Raw genomic sequence first — 19,411 nt, 5'->3', positions numbered from 1 at the left:
CGCCGGGGATTGTATGGCGCAAGCTCATTGTTCGCGCCCCCTTGGCTGCGTTCCTCCGGGCGCCACGGCAACTGCCGAATGGCGCATCGTCGTGGCGAGTGCTGCGTCCGCGATCAAGAACTGGAGCCGCTCATGATTGGGGCGAAAATCTCGCGCTGGACGATGAGCTATTTCGCGGCAGCGCTGGGGTGGCTGCTCGTTGCCTTGGCAATGCTGGTCGGCGGACTCGGTTACCCCGCCGCAGAGCTCGGCGCTCCCGATACGCTTGTCGTTGTGCATGCGGTCTGTATCGGTTGGCTCACTCTCTCGGTATGCGGCGCCTTGTTCCAGTTCGTTCCCGTTCTCGTCGCAAGGCCGCTCTCCTTCGACAAATGGGCCTTGCCGGCCTTGTTCCTCATCAACGTCGGTCTGGTCTGCTTGATATTGGGTTTCCTCTCACTGGCCGGACGAATTGCTCCAGCCGTTTGGCTTCTGCCGGCGGGCAGCGTTGTGCTCGGCGCGGGTCTGGCGATGGTCGCGCTTGATCTGGGCCTGACTCTCGTCAGCCAGCCGAAGGGATCTGCTCTCTTTGTCATCGCCGGACTTGGCGCGCTATGCGCAACTGTCGCGCTCGGCGCCGTGTTCGCGTTTGCTCTCGCCGGATCGGCGGGCGCCTTCGGCGACGCGCTCCTGGCCGCGGCGATTCCGATCCATGCGATTGCCGGGCTGGGAGGCTGGCTGACCCTGACCGCCATGGGGGTGAGCTATCGCCTGCTGGCCATGTTCATGCTCTCGGCGGACCTCGGCGAGCGACAGAGCACAGCCGCGCTGAAATTTGGTGCGCTCGCGCTATCGGTCGCAGTCGTGGGCGGATTGTTCGCGATCGGCCTCGGGGCCGGGCTCGGAGCCGTGCTCATCCTCGCCGCCGTTCTTGGGGTGATCTCGCTTGCGCTCTATGGACGGGACATCGCGACGATCTATCGCTTCCGCAAACGGCGCCAGCTCGAGCTGAACATGCGGATGGCAACCGTGTCTTTCGCCAATCTGGCGGCGACGGTGACGCTCGGCACCGTCATCATCGTCAGCGGAAAGGTCGGCGTTCATGTCGGCGCGTTCGCGTTCTTGGCCGTGTTCGGCTGGCTGTCTGGTCTCATATTCGCGAAGCTCTACAAGATTGTCGCCTTTCTGACCTGGCTCGAAACCTACGGTCCCGTGATGGGGCGCGCCCCGACGCCACGGGTTCAGGACCTGGCGGTGGAACGTCGGTCCGAGAAGTGGTTCATCATCTATTTTCTAGGCGTCTGGGCGGCGACCATCACGTTGATGATGGGCGAGGGCCAGGCGTTTCGCGGCGCCGCGGCGGTCATGGCCGTGGGCAGCATTGGAATCATACACGAGCTTGTGCGAGTCCGACGTCTTTCCGATGTTGCGGGCTCCCGTAGGCTTCCGGCCGGAGCCATCGCGCCAAGCCTGTTGTTCGCCAGAAACTAGGAGGAGAGCCATGACCGCGTACATTGACGTCGACGTCCGACCGATTCTCAGGGCCGGAGGCGAACCGTTCTCCATCATCATGGACGCGGTCGACCGGCTGGCGCCAGGCCAGGGTGTGCGGCTGATCGCGAGCTTCAGGCCGGTTCCGCTGCTCTCCGTCATGGCAAGAAAGGGCTTCGCCCACACCGATCGACCGCTCGACGATGGCGATTGGGAAGTGCTGTTTTCGCCGCAGGCTGCCGAGGACGCCGGTCAGGAAGACGCTGGTGCCGGCCTCGCATTCGAGCAATGGCCAGATCCCGTAGTCACGCTCGACAACCGAGAGCTCGACCCACCCGAGCCGATGGTGCGCATCCTCGCGGCCGCGGAGGAGCTGGGCCCTGGAGAGACCTTGTCGGCACTTCTGGGCCGTGAGCCGGTCTTCCTGTTCCCTGAACTTGAGAAGCGCGGCTTTCGCTGGCTCGGCGGGTTTACGGCGGATGAATCGACCTACGAACTGTCGGTGAGGGCTCCGCTATGAGCCGCGATGTCATCGACCGCATCCGCGACGCAATGCGCGTGGTCATCGATCCGGAACTGGGGGAAAACGTGGTCGATCTCGGCTTCATCTATGAGATCACGGCGACGGATGGCGTCGTGCATGTCACGATGACGGCCACAACGCCCGGGTGCCCCGCAACAGTTTTTCTCAAGGAAGGGGTCGCAAGCAGCATCGCGGAGATTGCGGGCGTCGAAGCCGTGGACGTGACCATGACATTCGATCCGCCGTGGACCCCATCCAGAATTGATCCGGCCGTTCGTGCTGCGCTGGGTTTCGACAACGTCAATTGACTGAACGAAAGCGAAAAGCTGGCAGCGGCTCGGCCGGAGAGGCGGCGTCGTTACTCCCGCTCGTCGAAGAACACGTCAACCGTCGTGGACGCCTTCGGCCCATCGCCCGAGTGCGTCTGTCGTGTTCTGTCTTCAAATCCTATCGCCTGTCTTGCTTCCCTATCTCAACAAGGTTGCCTGCTTCGGTCGTCCGGTCCGGAAGCCACTCACGCGCGTTGGCGTGGAGCCCGGGGACGCCGAGCAGGTTGATCGCGCGACAGGCGATCTGCTCGATGACGTCATCGAGCGACTGGGGCTTCAGGTAGAACGCCGGCATTGGCGGCGCGATGATCGCGCCGATCTCGGTGGCCTGCGTCATCGCTCGGAGATGACCGAGATGCAGCGGGCTCTCCCGCACCAACAGTATCAGCCGGCGGCGCTCCTTGAGTTGAACGTCGGCGGCGCGGACCAGCAGGTTGTCGAGCTGGCCCCAGGCGATCGCCGAGAGGGTGCGGATCGAGCAGGGCGCCACGATCATGCCGGCTGCAGAAAACGAGCCGCTGGCGATGCTCGCACCGATGTCGGCGACATCATGAGCATGCGCCGCGAGATCGCGCAGCCGCGCGAGGCCGCCCTGGCCGACCTCCTCGTGCAAGGTGCGCACGGCAGCGTCGGACACCACGAGATGGACCGCGCATTGCGGCTGCTCCGCGAGCCGTTCGACGATGCGCGCACCGATCGCGGCGCCAGAGGCGCCGCTGATGCCGACGATGACGTGATGCCGCCCGTTCATGTCGACGCCGTTCGGTCGGCTATGGCGTCGCCGAGGCCGAGGCTCGGCCACATCGCGTCGATGCGCGCGGCTACAGCAGGGTCCATCGCCAGCACCTCGCCCCAGGCGCGTTCGGTCTCGACCCCGAGCTTGGTTGTGGCGTCGATGCCGAGCTTCCCGCCGAGGCCGGATTTCGGCGAGGCGAAGTCGAGATAGTCGATCGGCGTGTTGGCAAGCGGCACGAGATCGCGCGAGGAGTCGCTGCGCGTCGCGACGGCCCACATCACCGCGCGCCAGTCGCGGACGTCGATGTCTTGGTCGACCACGATGAGGAGCTTGGTGTAGCTGAACTGCGGCAGCATCGACCACAGGCCGAGCATGATGCGCCTTGCCTGGCCCGGATAGCGCTTTTTGATCGCCACCACGGCGATCCTGTAGGAACAGGCCTCCGGCGGCAGATAGCAGTCGACGACCTCCGGGAATTGTCGTCGGATCAAGGGGACGAACAGCGTGTTCAGCGCCTCGCCAATTCGAGACGGCTCGTCCGGCGCGCGTCCCGTGAACGTCGACAGATAGAGCGGACTTCGACGCGTGGCGATCGCGGTGACCTGAAGCACCGGAAAGCTCTCGACGGCGTTGTAGTAGCCGGTGTGATCGCCGTAGGGCCCCTCCGGCGCGGTCTCCGTGGCCGACACGATGCCCTCGATCACGATCTCGGCGGCCGCCGGCACCGTCAGGGGCACGGTCAGGCATTCGACCAGCTCGGGACGGTCGCCGCGCAGGATGCCAGCGAAGCGGAGCTCGGAGATAGTTTCGGGCAATGGCAACACGGCGCTGAGGATGGTGGCGGGATCGGCCCCGATCACGATCGCAATCGGCATGTCGCGCCCATGCGCCTGCCACTGCTGGTGGTGGCGGGCGCCGCCGCGATGGGCGAGCCAGCGCATGATGGCGCGATCGCGGCCGAGCACCTGCATGCGGTAGACGCCGACATTTTCCTGCTCGCCGGCGGACGCGTCCGGCGGCACGGTGATGACGAGCGGCCACGTCAACAGCGGCGCCGGCTCGCCCGGCCAGCAGATCTGGGCCGGCAAGGTGGTCAGGTCGATGTCATCGCCCATCGTGACACGTTCATGCACCGGCGCGGCTGATCGCAGCCTCGGCCGGGTCGACAGTGCTGCGCGTGCCAGCGGCAGCTTCTGCAGCGCGTCCCTGATGTCGCGCGGCGGCTGCGGGGCGCGCAACTCCGCCATCATCTCGCCGAGCTCCGCCAATCGTTCCGGCTGCACGCCCATGCCCCAGGCCACCCGCTCCACGGTGCCGAAAAGATTGGTGACGAGCGGCATTGCCGAGAGCGATCCGCATGCCTTGATCGGCCGTTCGAACAGCAGCACGGGCCCTTCGGCGGAGATGACGCGTCGATGGATCTCGGTGATCTCGTGGACGACCGAGACGCTGTCGCGAATGCGTCGCAGCTGTCCCCGCTCGTCGAGAAAGCGCAGGAAATCCGACAGCTCGCGGAAGCGAGGGACATCACGTCGCAACGACAGGCTCCGTTCAAAAAACGCCTCGTAGCTGGAACAATCAGTGTGATCTTTGTTCCGGGTCAAATACTTCCCCCGCCGATCCGGCCAGAGCTTGTGCCATGAGCTCTCTTCAGGACGCGTCTTCGACCTCACTGCCCCTGTTGCCGCCACTGCTCAGGCAGATGCTGCGTCCGTTGCCGTTGCTGCCCCTGCAGATCGCGCTCGGCACTTTCCTGCGTGGGCTTTTGCGCCGGCATCCGCATCTGCTCGACCGGCTCGGGTCGCATCGCGGAAAGCGCTTTGGCATCAAGCCGACCGATCTGCCGTTCGCATTCGTGATTCAGGCGGGCCCACAGCAGCCGCAACTTGCGGCGGTGCGCGAGCTGCCCACCGGCCTCGATGCCTCCATCTCCGCGTCGATCGTGAGCCTGCTGGCGCTGGTCGAGGGCCGGCTCGACGGCGATGCGCTGATGTTTTCGCGTCAGCTCGTCATCGAAGGCGATATCGAGGCGGTGCTGGCGCTCCGCAATGCGATCGACGATGCCGGTCTGGATCTGGTCGGCGAGATCGCAGCGCTTTCGGGGCCGTTCGGCGTGCCCGCGCAACGCCTGCTGGCGGCCGCGCGTGCCTCGCTGCTGAGATCAACGACGAACGAAAGCGGGATGCGACGATGGAGCTGATCTGTCCGGCAGGGACGCCGGCGGCGCTGAAGAGCGCGGTCGAAGCCGGTGCCGATGCCGTCTATTGCGGCTTCGCCGATGAGACCAATGCCCGCAACTTTCCCGGGCTGAATTTCAGCCGCGAGCAGATGCGCGAAGGAGTAACGTTCGCGCATCGGCGCGGCGCCAAGGTGCTGGTTGCGATCAACACCTTCCCGCGCGCCGGCGCCGTCGAGCTGTGGCGTCGGGCGGTCGACGATGCCGTCGAGGCCGGGGCCGACGCGCTGATCCTTGCCGATGTCGGGCTGATGCACTATGCCGCGCGGCGCCATCCCGAACAGCGACTGCATGTCTCGGTGCAGGCGGCGGCGGCGAATGTCGACGCGATTGCGTTCTATGTCGAGAATTTCGGCGCCCGCCGCGTGGTGCTGCCGCGCGTGCTGAGCGTGCCCGAGATCGCCGAGATCACCCGTGAGACGGCATGCGAGACCGAGGTGTTCGTGTTTGGCGGACTATGCGTGATGGCCGAGGGGCGTTGCTCGCTGTCCTCCTACGCCACCGGCAAGTCGCCGAACATGCAGGGGGTGTGCTCGCCGGCCAGTCATGTCGTCTATCAGGAGACGATACTGGGCACGACCTCGCGGCTTGGTGCTTTCACAATCAACCGCTTCGGACGCAACGAACCTGCCGGCTATCCAACACTGTGCAAGGGGCGTTTCTCGACCGCACAGGGCTCTGGCTACATCTTTGAGGATCCGGTCAGCCTCGATGCCACGACCCTGCTCGCAGGCTTGCGCGAAGCCGGCGTCACCGCGCTCAAGATCGAGGGCCGCCAGCGCGGCCGCGCCTATGTCGACGGGGTCGTGCGGCATTTCCGCAGCGTGCTGGCAGCGCTCGATGCCGGGCGGCCCGCCGACGCGTCCGACCTCACGGCGTTCACCGAAGGGCAGGCCACCACGCAGGGCGCCTACCGCAAGACCTGGCGCTAGGACGACATGACAATGGCGGAACAAGGCGCAGGCCGAATGCAGCTCACTCTGGGGCCCGTGCTCTACAATTGGCAGCCCGAGCGCTGGCGTGATTTTTACTTTCGAATGGCCGACGAGGCCCCGCTCGACCGCGTTGTGGTCGGCGAGGTCGTCTGCTCGAAGCGCGCGCCGTTCTTCGAACCCTATTTGCCTGAAGTCATCGAGCGGCTTATGGCTGCCGGCAAGCAGGTGCTGCTGGGTTCGCTGGTCCTGGCGTCGTTGCGACGCGAGCGCCGGCAGACGGCAAGCCTCGCCGAGTTTGGCCACGGTCTGGTGGAGGTCAACGACCTCACCTGCCTCAAATCGATCGCCGGTCGGCCGCATGCCATCGGGCCATTCGTCAACATCTACAACGAGGCCAGCGCCGCGTTTCATGCCGCCCAGGGCGCTACCCGGATCTGCCTCCCGCCGGAGCTGCCGCTGTCCTCGGTTGCCGCGATCGCCGGCGCCGTGCCGCAGGTGGCGATCGAAGTGTTCGCCTTCGGCCGTGTGCCGCTCGCGATCTCCGCGCGCTGCTATCACGCCCGCCTGCACAAGCTAGCCAAGGACAATTGCCGCTTCGTGTGCGAGCAGGATCCGGACGGCCTCGTCGTGACGACGCTGGACAATGAAGCGTTCCTCACCATGAATGGCGTGCAGACGTTGTCGCATGGTTGCTGCAACCTGCTCGGCGATCTCGATCGTCTGACGCAGAGCGGCGTGAGATCGCTGCGGCTGTCACCTCAGGCCTGCGACATGGTCGCGGTGTCCGAGCAATTTCAGGCGGTCCTGGCGGGCCGCGTGGAAGCTGGGGCCGCCAGGGACCGCTTGCGCGAGATCTATCCGGACGTTCCATTCGCCAACGGCTTCTTGCACGGCGCCCCCGGTGCCTCCTACGTCTCGGGGTAGGTACTGCCGTGTCCTTCTGTCGAGGTGAACTCGGATGTGCTCAGTGTGCATGTCGACCCATCTCAAATTGACTGACCACGGATGGACGACGTTGAGAGACGGCGCGCAGCCCGTTCTTGCCGGCGTGCTGCAGATTGCTGACCGCGCCAAGGCGGAAGCCCAGGAAGCCGGGGAAATCGTGGTCGGTCCCCGATTTCCCCTCCCAAGCCGGCTGGCGTCCGACGCGCCGACCGCAGAGCCCAACTGACGGCCGACGCCTCATCCCGATTTGTCGCTGAACGCGGCGGGAAGCGTAGCGAGGAACGCCATGACGCGCTGCGTGCGCAGCGGCGGCCGGCGGTTCGAGGTGCGCAGCATCCATAGGGGCTCCGCCGGCGCGCGCCACGGCTCAAGCACTTCGACGAGCCGACCTGTGCGCAAGTCGTCGTGGACGAGCCATGCCGGGCCCCAGCCAATGCCGAACCCATTCGCGATCAAAGCGACCGAAGCGTGCGCGTCGTCGCAAATGTGCTTGGGCTTGGGCGCGACGCGAACGAGTTTTTTGCCGCGTGGGTCGGTGAAGCGCCAGGTCAGGATCTGCCCGCTCGCGGGATTGCGGAAGCCGACGTGGCCATGTTCGGAAAGCTCGTATGGAGTCGCCGGCGCACCGCGCGCGTTCAGATAGGCGGGCGAGGCGCAAGCGATCCAGGAGAACGTGCAAAGCCGCCGCGCCAGATGACCGGGCGCGCGATCGAGGGGTCCTGAGCGGATGGCGATGTCGACGCCTTCCGCCGCGAGATCAAGAATCTCGTTGCGGAATTTGATCTCGATCTCGATTTCGGGCCGCTCCCGCAGGAACGCAGGCAGTCGCGGCAGGATGCAGGCACGCGCGAACGAGGCGGGGGCGGTCACTCGCACCCGTCCGCCATCGTTACGCGCGGCTTCGCTGAGCGCGGATTGGACGCGATCGAGACTTTCGGCCAGCGCGCGTCCCGCTGCCATCAGCCGCTCGCCCTCTTCGGTCAGCGCCAGCGAGTGGGTCGTGCGATGCAAAAGCCGTATTCCGCGAGCCTGTTCGAGGCGGGCGACCGCCTTGGACATCGCCGAGGTGGTCGTCCCCGCCCGCCGCGCGGCTTCGGCGAAGGAGCCCGCCTCGACGACGCGGACGAAGGCGAGGAGGCGCGAGAGGTCGGGAGGCAAGGCCGTTGTGGACATCCAGTCCACATAGTCATGGCGACGGGGTCGCTACAAGAGGCCGTTCCGATGGACCAAATGGGGAGCGTCAGCGCGCATGCTGCGCCGCTAGAAACCGCGAGAAGTCCCATGAACCCCATCGAAATCACGCTGCAAGCCCTCGACGTCGCCGAGCGCGCGATTCCCCCCGGCCAGCCGGTCTACATGCTCAATCTGTTGCGCTACCGCGCTTATGCGCGTTATGAGGACGGCTTCGACGCCGCGCCCTGTTCGGGCCGCGAAGCCTTTAACGAACGCTATAGACCGGCCTTCCGGCGTCTCGCAGCCGGTAAGCCGCTGGTGCGGATGTTTTCCGGGCCGGTCCTGGCGAGCCTGGCCGGCCCGCAAGGCGAACGCTGGGACGAAGCGGCGATCAATGAATACGGTGATTTCGCCGCCTTCCGCTCGATCGTCGACACCGAGACCTACCAGCGCGACGTCGCTCCGCATCGGCACGCGGCGCTCGAGGATTTCCGGTTGTTCGCGCTCGCCAAGGCGATGTGAACGCATTGAGGCGGCGGCCTCATGCATTCGCCTTAACCAAGCGTGACGCTCCGACGAGCCCGGGAATCCGTTCCACCGATCGCAAGAATTGGTGTCGCGGGCCCTGGGGATTTGGACTTGTCCATCGGCATTTGGGCTACCCGCCGATAGAAAACAGGGATTCCGAAATAGTGGGTCTAGCGATGTAGCGGACCCCTGCTACCAATGTTCCCCGCGTTCCCTTTTTGCTGGGCTCGACATGTCTGTCCGCTGATCGGCGGGTTGAGATAATGAGACCCGGTCCGTTTCCACGGGTCCGGGTTGCTTCTGATGGCTGTCGCGCGTCGCCCTGGAATGGCGGCGAGGCGCCGACAAAAAAACGGCGGCCGGGGGGCCGCCGTTGGAGTCGAGACCACGCGACGCTAATCGTGGTGCTCAGGAGGTTCGGAGCTGGACGCGCTGGATCTTGCCGACGATCAGCAAGTAGGCACACGCCGCGACCAGGGCGTTGAGGCCGACGAACACCAGCGCGCCGTTGAAGGAGCCGGTGGCCGACAGGATGTAGCCGATCACGATCGGCGTCGTGATGCTGGAGAGGTTGCCGAAGGTGTTGAACAGGCCGCCGGAGACGCCGCCGGCTTCCTTCGGCGAGGTGTCGGAGACGACCGCCCAGCCGAGCGCGCCGATGCCCTTGCCGAAGAACGCCAGCGCCATCAGGCCGACCACCAGCGCCTGGCCGTCGACATAGTTGCAGCCGATGATCGCCATCGACAGCAGCATGCCGCCGACAATCGGGATCTTGCGGGCGAGTGTCAGCGATCCCGTCTTGCGCAGGATGGCGTCGGAGATGAAACCGCCGAGCACGCCGCCGATGAAGCCGCACAGCGCCGGCAGGGTGGCGACGAAGCCGGCCTGCAGGATCGAGAGGCCGCGCTCCTTGACGAGATAGACCGGGAACCAGGTCAGGAAGAAATAGGTCAGCGTGTTGATGCAGTACTGGCCGATATAGACGCCGAGCATCATGCGGTTCGACAGCAACTGCCCGATATGCGACCAGGTCGGACCACCGGAGCTGGCCTTGGCGTCTTTCGCGCCTTCCATGTCGACCAGCGCGCCGCCGTCCTTGATGTAGTCGAGCTCGGCCTGGTTGACGCTCGCGTGCTCCTTCGGTCCGTACATGGTCCTGATCCACATTAGGCCCATGAGAATGCCGAGCGCGCCCATCACGGTGAAGACGTGGCGCCAGCCGAATTCATGCGCGATCCAGCCCATCAGCGGTGCGAAGATCACTGTCGCGAAATACTGGCCCGAGTTGAAGAACGCCGACGCCGTGCCGCGCTCGTTGCTCGGAAACCAGGCGGCGACGATGCGGGCATTGGCCGGGAAGCTCGGCGCTTCGGCGAGACCGACCAGGAAGCGCAGCGCGAACAGCGCGGTGACCGCGGCGGCGCCGGAGAAGAAGCCGATCCAGCCCTGCATCATGGTGAAGATCGACCAGATCACGATGCTGCAGGCATAGACCCAGCGCGAACCGAAGCGGTCGAGCAGCCAGCCGCCCGGCACCTGCGCGAGCACATAGGACCAGCCGAAGGCGGAGAACACATAGCCCATCGCGACGGGATCGAGATGCAGCTCCTTGGACAGCGAAGGTCCTGCGATCGACAAGGTCGCCCGGTCGGCGTAGTTCACGGTCGTGACCAGGAACAGCATGGTCACGATGAATAGCCGCACGCGCGATCGGCGCAATTCGGCCGTGGTTACGATTGCGCTCATGCGCTCCACCTCTCTTGTCACGTTCCTCGATGACTGTCCTAGAGGAGAGGGAGGGCCGGGGTCCAAACCGAAGCCTGTATCGATCGATCCAAATTTTGGATCAATCCCGGGGTCTCCATGCCGGACAAAGGCGCTCTTTCGTGAGCAGCCGCGGCGTGCGACGCATGAGCCGATCAGGCTTGCACGTCGAGGTTTTGCAGATTTCGTCGCGCATTCCGACGGCCGTCGCGGCAATCGCCAGCATGCGGATCTCTCCTCACGTCCACCGCGCTTCGCGCCAGATCGCCCGGATCCCGGCGAACCCGCTGCCGGCAAGATGCGAGGCGCAGCGTTCCGTTCCGCCGGTTGGAAGCTGCGGGCACGGACCAACGGACGTGCGAACCATCTGTGCTTGTATCGGCTGCGACTGCGTGCACAATCGTCGGTGCAAGCGAACAGGAGCCACTGCGCGTGAAGGCCGTCTACACCGAGCTGCATCGCAGCCATGATCCGCAATTCTATCTGGTGCGCGGCGTCGTCAAGCGCACCACCGAGCAGCCCGAGCGGGCGGATCGTCTGCTTGCGGGATTGAAGGCCGGCCATCACGAGGTGGTCGCGCCGCTTCATTTCGGCCAGGAAGCTCGCGCGCGCGTGCACAGTCCGGAATACCTCAGTTTCCTGGAAGAGGCTTGGGACGCTTGGGCCGCGCTCGGCGATGCCGGTGCGGAGATGATCCCGAACATCCATCCCGTTCGCAATGCCGCCACCTATCCGACGCACATCGTCGGGCGGCTGGGCTGGCACACGACCGATACCTCGGCGCCGATCGGGCCGGGGACGTGGGAAGGCGCCTGCGCCGCGACCGACGTGGCTGCGACCGCGGCGCAACTGCTGCTCGATGGCGAGGATGCGGTGTACGCGCTGTGCCGGCCGCCGGGCCACCATGCCTATCGAGACATGGCCTCGGGCTTCTGCTTCTTGAACAACTCCGCCATCGCGGCCGCGCATCTGCGTCAGCGCTACGAGCGCGTCGCCATCCTCGACGTCGACGTCCATCACGGCAACGGCACGCAGGGCATCTTCTACGAGCGGCCCGACGTGCTCACCATCTCGATCCACGCCGACCCCACGCATTACTACCCGTTCGTCTGGGGCTATGCGCATGAGCGCGGCGCAGGCGCGGGGCTTGGCGCCAACCTCAACATTCCGCTGCCGCTGAAGAGCGGCGACGACACCTATCTCAAGGCGTTCGAGACCGCGGCCAAGACGATTCATGCGTTCGCGCCCGGCGCGCTCGTGGTGGCGCTCGGTCTCGATGCCTCCGAGCACGATCCGCTCAAGGGGCTCTCCGTGACGACGCCGGGTTTCCGTCGCATCGGCGGCGCGATCGCGCGGCTCGGCCTTCCCACGGTGTTCGTGCAGGAGGGCGGCTATCTCTCGGACATTCTTGGGCAGAACCTGACCGCAGTGCTCGGAGGTTTCGAGGCCGCGCGGTAGGCCATCATCTCTTCCTCGCGATCTCTTCTTGGTGTGTACCCCAGAACGCCATCGCAAATCATTCGCATGGCGGCATCTGACGTGTGGAGGCGAGCCGCGACGCGACCACTCGAGGCTCGACGGTGCAGGCGACCGTCGAAACATCCGGCTCCAATTGCTGCACCATTTAGCAAGTGCTAGGCTTTGTGAACTACCCTCGGCTGTAGGCGGCTCGGAGGGACGTGATGAAGCGGCGAATGATCGGCCTGGAGACCCTGGTCACGGGATCCGAAGAGGCGTTGGCTCCGCCGAAGTCCAAGCCGACCGGGCCGGAGCTCAGCTCTGCAGCCTCGGCCGGCCGGCCATCCCGCCGAAGGCTGCTGGCCTCAGCCGGCCTTGGCTTCGGCGCTGCGGCATTGTCGTTCTCCGCCGGCCCGGCTGTCGCGCAGCCAGGTGACGGCGCAAGCCTCGGCCAGCCGGTGCGCGTCAGCAAGGATCGGCTCGATGCGCTCGCAGCGAAGCTCCACGCCGTCTTCAATGAGCACAATATCTTGCCGCCATTCTCGGCCGACAAGCACGGGGCGCGGGTCGACGTCGAACTGCGTCGGCTGACGACCTACACGCGCATTCCCGGCACCGGTGAGCGCGTCAAGGTCAGCGGCCTGCTCGCGCTGCCCGCCGATCACAAGGGCGCACTGCCGGTCGTGTCGTGGCAGCACGGCACCATCCTGTCGTTCGACCAGGTCCCGTCCAATCTCGTCAAGCTGGCCGATCCGAACTACGAGCCGCGCGACAATGTCGATTCGATCGAGACGCTGTTCAACGTCCAGCGCCTTGTCGGCAACGGCTTTGCGTTGATCGCGGCCGACTATCTCGGCAAGGGACCGTATCGCCAGGGGCGAGGCGAGGCCTATGCGGTGAAGGACGCGACCGTGCAGTGCTGCCTGGACGTGCTGAGCGCGGGTCTGCTCGCGCTCGATCATCTCCGCCTGCGAAAGTCCGGGCTGTTCCTGAACGGCTGGTCGCAGGGTGCCTTGAACACGCAATGGCTGCGCCAGGAATTGCAGCGGCGGCGCGTCGCGGTGGCGGCGAGCGCCACGCAGAGTCCGTTCAACAATCTTGCGGATTCGATGCGCTATTGGGTGTCGGCCCAATCGGGCAGCGCGTCGACCGACAGCACCTATCCGAAGCAGCCGATCTGGATAACGCCCTGCGTCATCGTCCTCCTGGGCAGCTATCGCCAGTATTACCGGCTCGGCGACCTGTTCAAGACTGCGATCAAGCCGCAGCACCTCGCGCTGGCCGAGAAATACTGGGCCGACTACAGCATGGACGAGGCGTTCAGCAAGTCGGTGCCGCAGCCCTCGGACCTGCTGGTCGACGGCTTCTTCGAGCGCTTCACCCACGAGACCAACAGCCGCTTCCTCCGTCGTCTGGCCGGCAATAGCTCGACCTATTGGGACTATGACGCCCCGATGCGGTTCTATTACGGTCTTCTCGACGAGGCGCTACCGCCGAGCCTCGTCAAGATGCCGCTGGCGGCCGACGGCCGCTTTGCGCAAGGCATCGCGGTCACCGGCGCCAGCCATCGCGGCACGTTCCTGGCAAGCCTGTATGGCGGCGGCGACGTCGTCGGCGGCGCTTCGACCGTGCTGGACTTCTTCAAGAGCAGCTCCTGAATTTCGGCCATGATCAGCTTGCCAGCGCTTGCGGCGTGTGGGTCGCGAGCTCCCGCTCAGCGGTACGGACGATCTCCATGGTGCGCACGATGCTCGCCGGATTGACGCTGATCGAATCGATGCCGAGTTCGGCCAGATAGCGCGCGACTTCCGGATAGTTTGCCGGCGCCTCGCCGCAGATGCCGACATGGCGATGGTTGCGGTGCGCGCCCTCCACCGCCATCCGCAGCATCGCCAGCAGGCCGGGATCGCGCTCGTCGAAATCGAACGCGACGATGTCGGAGTCGCGGTCGACGCCGAGCGTGAGCTGGGTGAGATCGTTGGAGCCGATCGAGAAGCCGTCGAAATGTTTGGCGAACTCATCGATCAGGATCACGTTGTTCGGGATCTCGCACATCATGTAGATTTCGAGCCCGTTTTCGCCTCTGACGAGGCCATGCCCGGCCATCGCCGCGATCACCTTGCGTGCCTCCTCGACCCGGCGGCAGAACGGGATCATGATCTTCAGATTGGAGAGCCCCATCGTGTCGCGCACGCGCTTCATCGCCGCGCATTCCAGCGCGAAACCGGCGGCGTAGGCGGGATGCGCATAGCGCGAGGCGCCGCGGAAGCCGAGCATGGGGTTCTCTTCCTTCGGCTCGAAATCGGAGCCGCCGATCAGGCTGGCATATTCGTTGGTCTTGAAGTCCGAGAGGCGCACGATCACCGGCCGCGGGTGGAATGCCGCGGCGATGGTGCCGACGCCTTCCGACAGCCGCTCGACGAAGAAGTCGGCGGGCTTCTTGTAGCGCGCGGTCAGGCGCTTGATCGTCGCGCGGTCCTTTGCCGCGGTCACCTTTGCGGGCGTCGCCAGCGCCATCGGGTGGATGCCGATCGCCTGGTTGATGATGAACTCCATGCGGGCGAGGCCGACGCCATCGTTCGGCAGCAGCGCGGTCTTGAAGGCCAGTTCGGGATTGCCGAGATTGACCATGATCTCGGTGCGCGGCTTCTCCAATCTGTCGATCGCCAGGCGCTCGACATCGAACGGCAGTGCGCCGTCGTAGACATGGCCGGCGTCGCCCTCCGCGCAGCAGACAGTGACCGTCGTTCCGGTCTTCGCGCGCTTGCTGAAATCCTCCGTGCCGACCACGGCCGGCACGCCGAGCTCGCGAGCGACGATCGCGGCATGGCAGGTGCGGCCGCCATGATCGGTGACGATCGCCGCCGCGGTCTTCATCACCGGCTCCCAGTCCGGACTGGTCGACGCGGCGACCAGCACCTCGCCGGGGCGGAACGCGTTCAGATCCTTGGGAGTGCGGATCAAGCGGATCTTGCCGGTGGCGATCTTTTCGCCCACGGCGCGGCCGGTTGCCAGCGTTCTGCCGGTCTTCTTCAGAACGTAGGTCTCGATCGCCTCGGGCCGCCGCTGCGAGGCCACCGTCTCCGGCCGCGCCTGGATGATGTAGAGCGCACCGTCGCGACCGTCCTTGGCCCATTCGATGTCCATCGGCGTCGGCCTGCCGGCCTTCTGCGAGTAGTGCTCCTCGACTACGATGGTGGCCTGCGCGAGCTCCAGCACGTCGGCATCGCTGATGCAGAATTTCGCCCTGTCAGCCGGCGGCGTCGCCTCGGTGCGCGTCGTCGGGCCACGGCTGCGCGCGCCGGCCTTTGCGCTGGCTTTGGCATAGACCATCCGCTTGTCCTTGGCGCCGAGCCGGCGCGACAGCACGCTGCGGAAGCCGGCCGCGAAGGTCGGCTTGTGGACGTAGAACTCGTCCGGATCGACCGTGCCCTGCACGATGGTCTCGCCGAGGCCGTAGACCCCGGTGATGAAGGCGACGTCGCGAAAGCCGCTCTCGGTGTCCAACGAGAACATCACGCCGCTCGCGGCGCGGTCCGAGCGTACCATCTTCATCACGGCCACCGACAGCGCGACCTTGTCGTGGTCGAAGCCGTTGTCGATGCGGTAGGAGATCGCGCGGTCCGTATAGAGCGAGGCGAAGCAGCGGCGGCACGCCTCGAACAGGTCCTTGGCGCCGCGAATGTTGAGAAAGCTCTCGTGCTGGCCTGCGAAGCTCGCATTCGGCAGGTCCTCGGCGGTGGCCGAGCTGCGCACGGCAACCGCGACGCCGCGGCCATACTCCTGCTCCAGCTGCTTGTAAGCCTCTGCGACCTCGTGGCGTAGATCGTCACGGTCGGTCGCCGCGAACACGATCGCGCGCGCCTTCGCCGCGCGTTTGGCGAGATCGGCGATGCGGCGCTTGTCGAGGCCGGCGAGCAGCTTGCGCAGCGCGTCGTCGGCGCCGGTCGCGCGCAAGGCGTCGCGATAGGCGGCGGCCGTCAGTGCGAAGCCGTTGGGTACGCGCACGCCTTGCGACGCCAGCGCCGAATACAGCTCTCCGAGCGAGGCCGTCTTGCCGCCGACGCCGGGCACGTCCTCGATACGAAGGTCCTTGAACCAGCGGATGTAGCCGGGTGCCGTCATCGGTGATCTCCCGCATCGCAGCGCGAACTTCAGTTTGTCGCGGCGGGCGGCGACTGCCTTGCGCAAGATCAAGCAAGGCGCTCCGCGAGCCCCTTAAATCGCGGGATGACAACGGTTCCACCATAGGCGAGGATGTTTGTTAAGACCCATCAATCGTACCCATCCGGATCACCAATGATCTCCGACGACGAGAACGAGGACGGCAATCGCGAATGGTCGCGGTTCTGGCTCACGGCGCGGCAATTCTGGCTCGGATCGACGGCATGGCGGGTCTGGCTGCTCTGCGTCGCCCTGATCGTCCTCGTGGTGCTTCAGCTCTACGTGCAATTTCGGTTCAATTACTGGAACAGGGATTTCTTCGACGCATTGGAGGGCCGCGATCCGACGCGGCTGCGGCAGCAGGCCGTTCTGCTCATTCCGCTTTGTCTGGCGAGCGTCGTGCTGGCGATCGTCTCGGTGTGGGGCCGCATGGTGATGCAACGCAACTGGCGGCAATGGTTGAGCGCCAAGGTGATCAACTACTGGGTCGAGAACGATCGCTATGCGCGGCTCGCGACGGTGCAGGGCGATCTGAAGATTCCGGAGTATCGTATTGCCGAGGATGTCCGCATCGCCACCGATGCACCGATCGACTTCGTGGTCAGTGTGATCTCCTCGCTGCTGACGGCGGTCGTGTTCGTCCAGGTGCTGTGGCAGGTCGGCGGATCCATCGGCTTTGCCGTGGCCGGGCACCAATTGTGGATTCCAGGCTACCTGGTGGTCAGCGTCGTCATCTATTCCGGGCTGGTGACCGGGGCCATGCTGTGGGTCGGTTCGCCACTCACGCGCGTCATCCAGACCAAGAACCAGGCCGAGTCGGAGCTGATCACCGCAGCCCATCACTTGCGCGACATCGGCGAAGGCATCGCGCCCAAGCAGGAAGAACGCAGCGTCGTTGCCGGGCTGTGGATGGCGCTCGACCGCACGATCCAGCAATGGAAGCGGCTGTGCTGGCAGCTGATGCGCAACACCCTGGTGTCTCATCTGAATACGCTGCTCGCGCCGATCATCGGCCTCGTGCTGTGCGCGCCGAAGTTCCTCGGCGATCAGATGACCCTGGGCGAACTCACCCAGGCAGCCGCTGCGTTCACGCTGGTGCAGGGGTCGTTCAATTGGATGGTGGACAATTTCAACCGCCTCGCCGAGTGGATGTCGTCGCTGGAGCGCGTCGGCGGGTTGCTGCTCTCGCTCGATCGGCTCAACGGTGATGCGGCGAGCGATGTCACGCCGTCTCAAGCCGCACGTCAGCCTGCAGACGGCTGACGTCGGCGGGATCGGACAGCGCGGTGCCGGTGCGCAGCAGCGCCGCGGCACCTGCGGCGACCGCAAAGCGAAACGCGTCGTCCAGCAACTCGCCCGCGGCGAGCTTCGCGACCAATGCGCCGAGAAAACTGTCACCGGCGCCGACTGCGTTGACCGGCACCATCGTCAGCGGCTGAGCGCGCAGCACGCGGTCGCGGGTGACCAGCAGGGCGCCGAGATGACCCATGGTCAGCGCGACGGTGCCGGCCTTGCCGCTCGCGACCAGCGCGTGGGCGGCTTTCTCCCACGCCGTGGCATCGGGCAGCGCGCCGCCGACCAGCTCTTGCATCTCGTGCAGCGACGGCTTCATCAGGTCGATGCCGCCGGCTACCGCCGCGGCCAAAGCTGGCCCCGAGGTGTCGAGCACGAATTGCGCGCCGCGTGACCGTGCAAGCGTCGCAACGCGCGCATAGAAGTCGGTCGGCACGCCGCGCGGCAGGCTGCCGCTGCCGACGACGAAGCGGGGAAACGGATCCTGGGCTGCGAGCAAGGCAAGGCCGGCCTGCCATTCGGCCTCGGTCAGCGTCGGACCCGGCAGGATGAAGCGATAGGGCTGGCCGCTGACGCGCTCCTGGACGAAGAAGTCCTCGCGCGTGTCCTCGGCCGTTGCCCAGGTGCGGCTGGCGACGCCTTCCTTCTCGACGAGCTGCTTCAGCAGCAGGCCGGTCGGACCGCCGACCGGATAGAGCGCGGTGACGTCGCCGCCGAGGCGGGCGATGACGCGGGCGACGTTGATGCCGCCGCCGCCGGGATCTCGCTGTTGCGTCGTGCCGCGCAGCTTGGCCACCGGCACGATTTTCTCGACGGTCGTCGAGACGTCGACGGCCGGGTTCGGCGTGATCGTGACGATGTCGCTCATTCGATCTCAGTGCGTCGGGGAGCCGCCGCTCGCGGTGATGCCGGCCTCGAAGAACGATTTGAGACCGAGAAAGCTGATGTCGGGCTTGATAACGAGATGAACCGGGATCGGACGCAGATAGCTGTCATAGCGCCCCTTGCCCTCGAACTGCCGGCGGAAATCGGATCTGGCAAAGTAGTCCGGAAACCGCGGCGGGATGCCGCCGGCGATGTAGACGCCGCCGCGGGCGCAGAAGGTGAGCGCGAGGTTGCCGGCGACGGCGCCGAGCCAGGCGCAGAACATGTCGAGAGTCGCGCGGCTGGTGGCGCAACTGCGGTCCAGCGCGGCGTGAGTGATCGCTGCGGCATCGCGCGGCGGCACCGTGACCCCGTCGACCGCGGCAATGGCCTGATAGACGTTCGCAAGGCCCATGCCCGACAGCGCACGCTCGATCGAGACATGGCCGAAGCGCTCGCGCATCTTGGCGAGCACGGCGGCCTCGCGCGCCGTCGTCGCCGGCAGCGTGGCATGGCCGGCCTCGGTCACGGCAACCGTGGGACGGCCTTCTGCCGGGAGATAGCACGCGGCGCCGAAGCCGGTGCCGGGGCCGATCACCAGCATCGGCGCGCCGTCGACCGCGGCGCTTCCGCCAAGCGGAAACAGGTCGTCGGGATGCAGCACCGGCAGCGACCAGCCGACCGCCTCGAAATCGTTCAGGAGCTTGGCCGAGCGCAGCTTGAACCGCTCCGCCAGCTCGGCGCCGTCGATCACCCAGGTCGAGTTGGTGAGCATGCCGCGATTGCGCTCGATCGGGCCGGCGATGTCGAGCACGGCCGCGGTGGGCGGGCCGCCGGCGGCGTGTCGCAACAGGAAGTCGGTGATCGCGTCCGTGATGGTCGGGAAGTCGGCGACCTTGAGATGCGCGACCTCGCCGATGACGTGGCCGTCAAGCAGCGCGAACCGCGCATTGGTGCCGCCGATGTCGCCCAGAAGAACGCGTTCGCTCATCC

18 protein-coding genes are annotated in these 19,411 nt (G+C 65.9%); 11 read left to right on the top strand and 7 right to left on the bottom strand.

The genetic code is table 11. From position 1 onward, the window contains the following. Window positions 1–132 precede the first annotated feature (132 nt). Genes QW863_RS22280 through QW863_RS22270 form a run of 3 tightly spaced genes read left to right on the top strand, consistent with a single transcriptional unit; the run spans window position 133 to window position 2,301 of the window. The gene (locus tag QW863_RS22280) at window positions 133–1,470 is read left to right on the top strand and encodes a hypothetical protein (RefSeq protein WP_315714242.1); all 1,338 of its coding nucleotides are present in this window, start codon (window positions 133–135) and stop codon (window positions 1,468–1,470) included. A 10-nt stretch (window positions 1,471–1,480) separates the two neighbouring features. After that, window positions 1,481–1,990 (top strand): DUF2249 domain-containing protein, encoded by a 510-nt coding sequence (locus QW863_RS22275; RefSeq protein WP_315714243.1) that lies wholly within the window; start codon window positions 1,481–1,483, stop codon window positions 1,988–1,990. Continuing rightward, on the top strand, window positions 1,987–2,301 hold the full coding sequence (locus QW863_RS22270; protein WP_315714244.1) for a metal-sulfur cluster assembly factor: 315 nt from the start codon (window positions 1,987–1,989) through the stop codon (window positions 2,299–2,301). The genes QW863_RS22275 and QW863_RS22270 overlap by 4 nt, the downstream gene beginning before the upstream one ends. A 139-nt stretch (window positions 2,302–2,440) precedes the next feature. On the opposite strand, the gene QW863_RS22265 is transcribed toward QW863_RS22270, so the two are convergent. Both QW863_RS22265 and QW863_RS22260 read right to left on the bottom strand, forming a co-directional pair. Further along, a complete protein-coding gene (locus QW863_RS22265; RefSeq protein WP_315714245.1) occupies window positions 2,441–3,073 on the bottom strand; it encodes a UbiX family flavin prenyltransferase in 633 nt (210 codons plus the stop codon). Beyond that, a complete protein-coding gene (locus tag QW863_RS22260; RefSeq protein WP_315714247.1) occupies window positions 3,070–4,596 on the bottom strand; it encodes a UbiD family decarboxylase in 1,527 nt (508 codons plus the stop codon). The genes QW863_RS22265 and QW863_RS22260 overlap by 4 nt, the downstream gene beginning before the upstream one ends. A gap of 164 nt (window positions 4,597–4,760) precedes the next feature. Here QW863_RS22260 and QW863_RS22255 point away from each other — a divergent pair, with 164 nt between their 5' ends. Genes QW863_RS22255 through QW863_RS22240 form a run of 4 tightly spaced genes read left to right on the top strand, consistent with a single transcriptional unit; the run spans window position 4,761 to window position 7,400 of the window. Then, window positions 4,761–5,258 (top strand): SCP2 domain-containing protein, encoded by a 498-nt coding sequence (locus QW863_RS22255; RefSeq protein ID WP_315714248.1) that lies wholly within the window; start codon window positions 4,761–4,763, stop codon window positions 5,256–5,258. Then, window positions 5,249–6,226, top strand: a complete 978-nt coding sequence (locus QW863_RS22250; RefSeq protein ID WP_315714249.1) for a peptidase U32 family protein — start codon at window positions 5,249–5,251, stop codon at window positions 6,224–6,226. The genes QW863_RS22255 and QW863_RS22250 overlap by 10 nt, the downstream gene beginning before the upstream one ends. 36 nt (window positions 6,227–6,262) lie before the next feature. Further along, window positions 6,263–7,153, top strand: a complete 891-nt coding sequence (locus QW863_RS22245; protein ID WP_315714250.1) for a U32 family peptidase — start codon at window positions 6,263–6,265, stop codon at window positions 7,151–7,153. Window positions 7,154–7,202: 49 nt separating this feature from the next. Then, window positions 7,203–7,400, top strand: coding sequence for a hypothetical protein (locus tag QW863_RS22240; protein WP_315714251.1), 198 nt, complete (start codon window positions 7,203–7,205; stop codon window positions 7,398–7,400). 11 nt (window positions 7,401–7,411) lie between these two features. Here the strand turns inward: QW863_RS22240 and QW863_RS22235 are convergent, their stop codons facing one another. After that, window positions 7,412–8,347 carry a LysR family transcriptional regulator gene (locus tag QW863_RS22235; protein WP_315714252.1) on the bottom strand — a complete coding sequence of 312 codons (936 nt, stop codon included), beginning with the start codon at window positions 8,345–8,347 and terminating at the stop codon, window positions 7,412–7,414. Between the two features lie 108 nt (window positions 8,348–8,455). Between QW863_RS22235 and QW863_RS22230 the strand changes: the two genes are divergently transcribed. Further along, entirely contained in the window at window positions 8,456–8,869 is a 414-nt protein-coding gene (locus tag QW863_RS22230; RefSeq protein ID WP_315714253.1) for a hypothetical protein, read from the top strand. 414 nt (window positions 8,870–9,283) lie between these two features. Here the strand turns inward: QW863_RS22230 and QW863_RS22225 are convergent, their stop codons facing one another. Then, a complete protein-coding gene (locus tag QW863_RS22225; protein ID WP_315714254.1) occupies window positions 9,284–10,621 on the bottom strand; it encodes an MFS transporter in 1,338 nt (445 codons plus the stop codon). A 450-nt stretch (window positions 10,622–11,071) separates the two neighbouring features. On the opposite strand from QW863_RS22225, the gene QW863_RS22220 reads away from it, so the two are divergent. After that, window positions 11,072–12,097, top strand: a complete 1,026-nt coding sequence (locus QW863_RS22220; RefSeq protein ID WP_315714255.1) for a histone deacetylase family protein — start codon at window positions 11,072–11,074, stop codon at window positions 12,095–12,097. Between the two features lie 224 nt (window positions 12,098–12,321). Further along, the gene (locus QW863_RS22215; RefSeq protein WP_315714256.1) at window positions 12,322–13,755 is read left to right on the top strand and encodes a lysophospholipase; all 1,434 of its coding nucleotides are present in this window, start codon (window positions 12,322–12,324) and stop codon (window positions 13,753–13,755) included. A 13-nt stretch (window positions 13,756–13,768) separates the two neighbouring features. Here QW863_RS22215 and ppsA read toward each other — a convergent pair whose 3' ends face one another. Next, window positions 13,769–16,222 carry a phosphoenolpyruvate synthase gene (gene ppsA, locus QW863_RS22210; RefSeq protein WP_315714257.1) on the bottom strand — a complete coding sequence of 818 codons (2,454 nt, stop codon included), beginning with the start codon at window positions 16,220–16,222 and terminating at the stop codon, window positions 13,769–13,771. A gap of 174 nt (window positions 16,223–16,396) precedes the next feature. Between ppsA and QW863_RS22205 the strand changes: the two genes are divergently transcribed. Further along, window positions 16,397–17,524, top strand: a complete 1,128-nt coding sequence (locus QW863_RS22205) for an SbmA/BacA-like family transporter (RefSeq protein ID WP_315714258.1) — start codon at window positions 16,397–16,399, stop codon at window positions 17,522–17,524. On the opposite strand, the gene QW863_RS22200 is transcribed toward QW863_RS22205, so the two are convergent. Both QW863_RS22200 and glk read right to left on the bottom strand, forming a co-directional pair. Beyond that, window positions 17,484–18,422, bottom strand: coding sequence for a 1-phosphofructokinase family hexose kinase (locus QW863_RS22200; RefSeq protein WP_315714259.1), 939 nt, complete (start codon window positions 18,420–18,422; stop codon window positions 17,484–17,486). The genes QW863_RS22205 and QW863_RS22200 overlap by 41 nt on opposite strands. Window positions 18,423–18,428: 6 nt before the next feature. Continuing rightward, window positions 18,429–19,409 carry a glucokinase gene (gene glk, locus QW863_RS22195; RefSeq protein WP_315714260.1) on the bottom strand — a complete coding sequence of 327 codons (981 nt, stop codon included), beginning with the start codon at window positions 19,407–19,409 and terminating at the stop codon, window positions 18,429–18,431. Window positions 19,410–19,411 lie beyond the last annotated feature (2 nt).

Source organism: Bradyrhizobium sp. SZCCHNR1017 (assembly GCF_032381375.1).
In the GTDB taxonomy this organism is placed as follows: Bacteria; Pseudomonadota; Alphaproteobacteria; order Rhizobiales; family Xanthobacteraceae; genus Bradyrhizobium.
Note: the sequence above shows the minus strand (reverse complement) of the source record. Positions and strands in the feature narration are given on the sequence as shown.

Bases quoted from the DNA above. Each gene is read 5' to 3' on its own strand.
- QW863_RS22280 (WP_315714242.1), top strand. From the start codon at position 133: ATGATTGGGGCGAAAATCTCGCGCTGGACGATGAGCTATTTCGCGGCA.
- QW863_RS22275 (WP_315714243.1), top strand. From the start codon at position 1,481: ATGACCGCGTACATTGACGTCGACGTCCGACCGATTCTCAGGGCCGGA.
- QW863_RS22270 (WP_315714244.1), top strand. From the start codon at position 1,987: ATGAGCCGCGATGTCATCGACCGCATCCGCGACGCAATGCGCGTGGTC.
- QW863_RS22265 (WP_315714245.1), bottom strand. From the start codon at position 3,073: ATGAACGGGCGGCATCACGTCATCGTCGGCATCAGCGGCGCCTCTGGC.
- QW863_RS22255 (WP_315714248.1), top strand. From the start codon at position 4,761: ATGCTGCGTCCGTTGCCGTTGCTGCCCCTGCAGATCGCGCTCGGCACT.
- QW863_RS22250 (WP_315714249.1), top strand. From the start codon at position 5,249: ATGGAGCTGATCTGTCCGGCAGGGACGCCGGCGGCGCTGAAGAGCGCG.
- QW863_RS22245 (WP_315714250.1), top strand. From the start codon at position 6,263: ATGCAGCTCACTCTGGGGCCCGTGCTCTACAATTGGCAGCCCGAGCGC.
- QW863_RS22240 (WP_315714251.1), top strand. From the start codon at position 7,203: ATGTCGACCCATCTCAAATTGACTGACCACGGATGGACGACGTTGAGA.
- QW863_RS22235 (WP_315714252.1), bottom strand. From the start codon at position 8,347: ATGTCCACAACGGCCTTGCCTCCCGACCTCTCGCGCCTCCTCGCCTTC.
- QW863_RS22230 (WP_315714253.1), top strand. From the start codon at position 8,456: ATGAACCCCATCGAAATCACGCTGCAAGCCCTCGACGTCGCCGAGCGC.
- QW863_RS22225 (WP_315714254.1), bottom strand. From the start codon at position 10,621: ATGAGCGCAATCGTAACCACGGCCGAATTGCGCCGATCGCGCGTGCGG.
- QW863_RS22215 (WP_315714256.1), top strand. From the start codon at position 12,322: ATGAAGCGGCGAATGATCGGCCTGGAGACCCTGGTCACGGGATCCGAA.
- ppsA (WP_315714257.1), bottom strand. From the start codon at position 16,222: ATGACGGCACCCGGCTACATCCGCTGGTTCAAGGACCTTCGTATCGAG.
- QW863_RS22205 (WP_315714258.1), top strand. From the start codon at position 16,397: ATGATCTCCGACGACGAGAACGAGGACGGCAATCGCGAATGGTCGCGG.
- QW863_RS22200 (WP_315714259.1), bottom strand. From the start codon at position 18,422: ATGAGCGACATCGTCACGATCACGCCGAACCCGGCCGTCGACGTCTCG.
- glk (WP_315714260.1), bottom strand. From the start codon at position 19,409: ATGAGCGAACGCGTTCTTCTGGGCGACATCGGCGGCACCAATGCGCGG.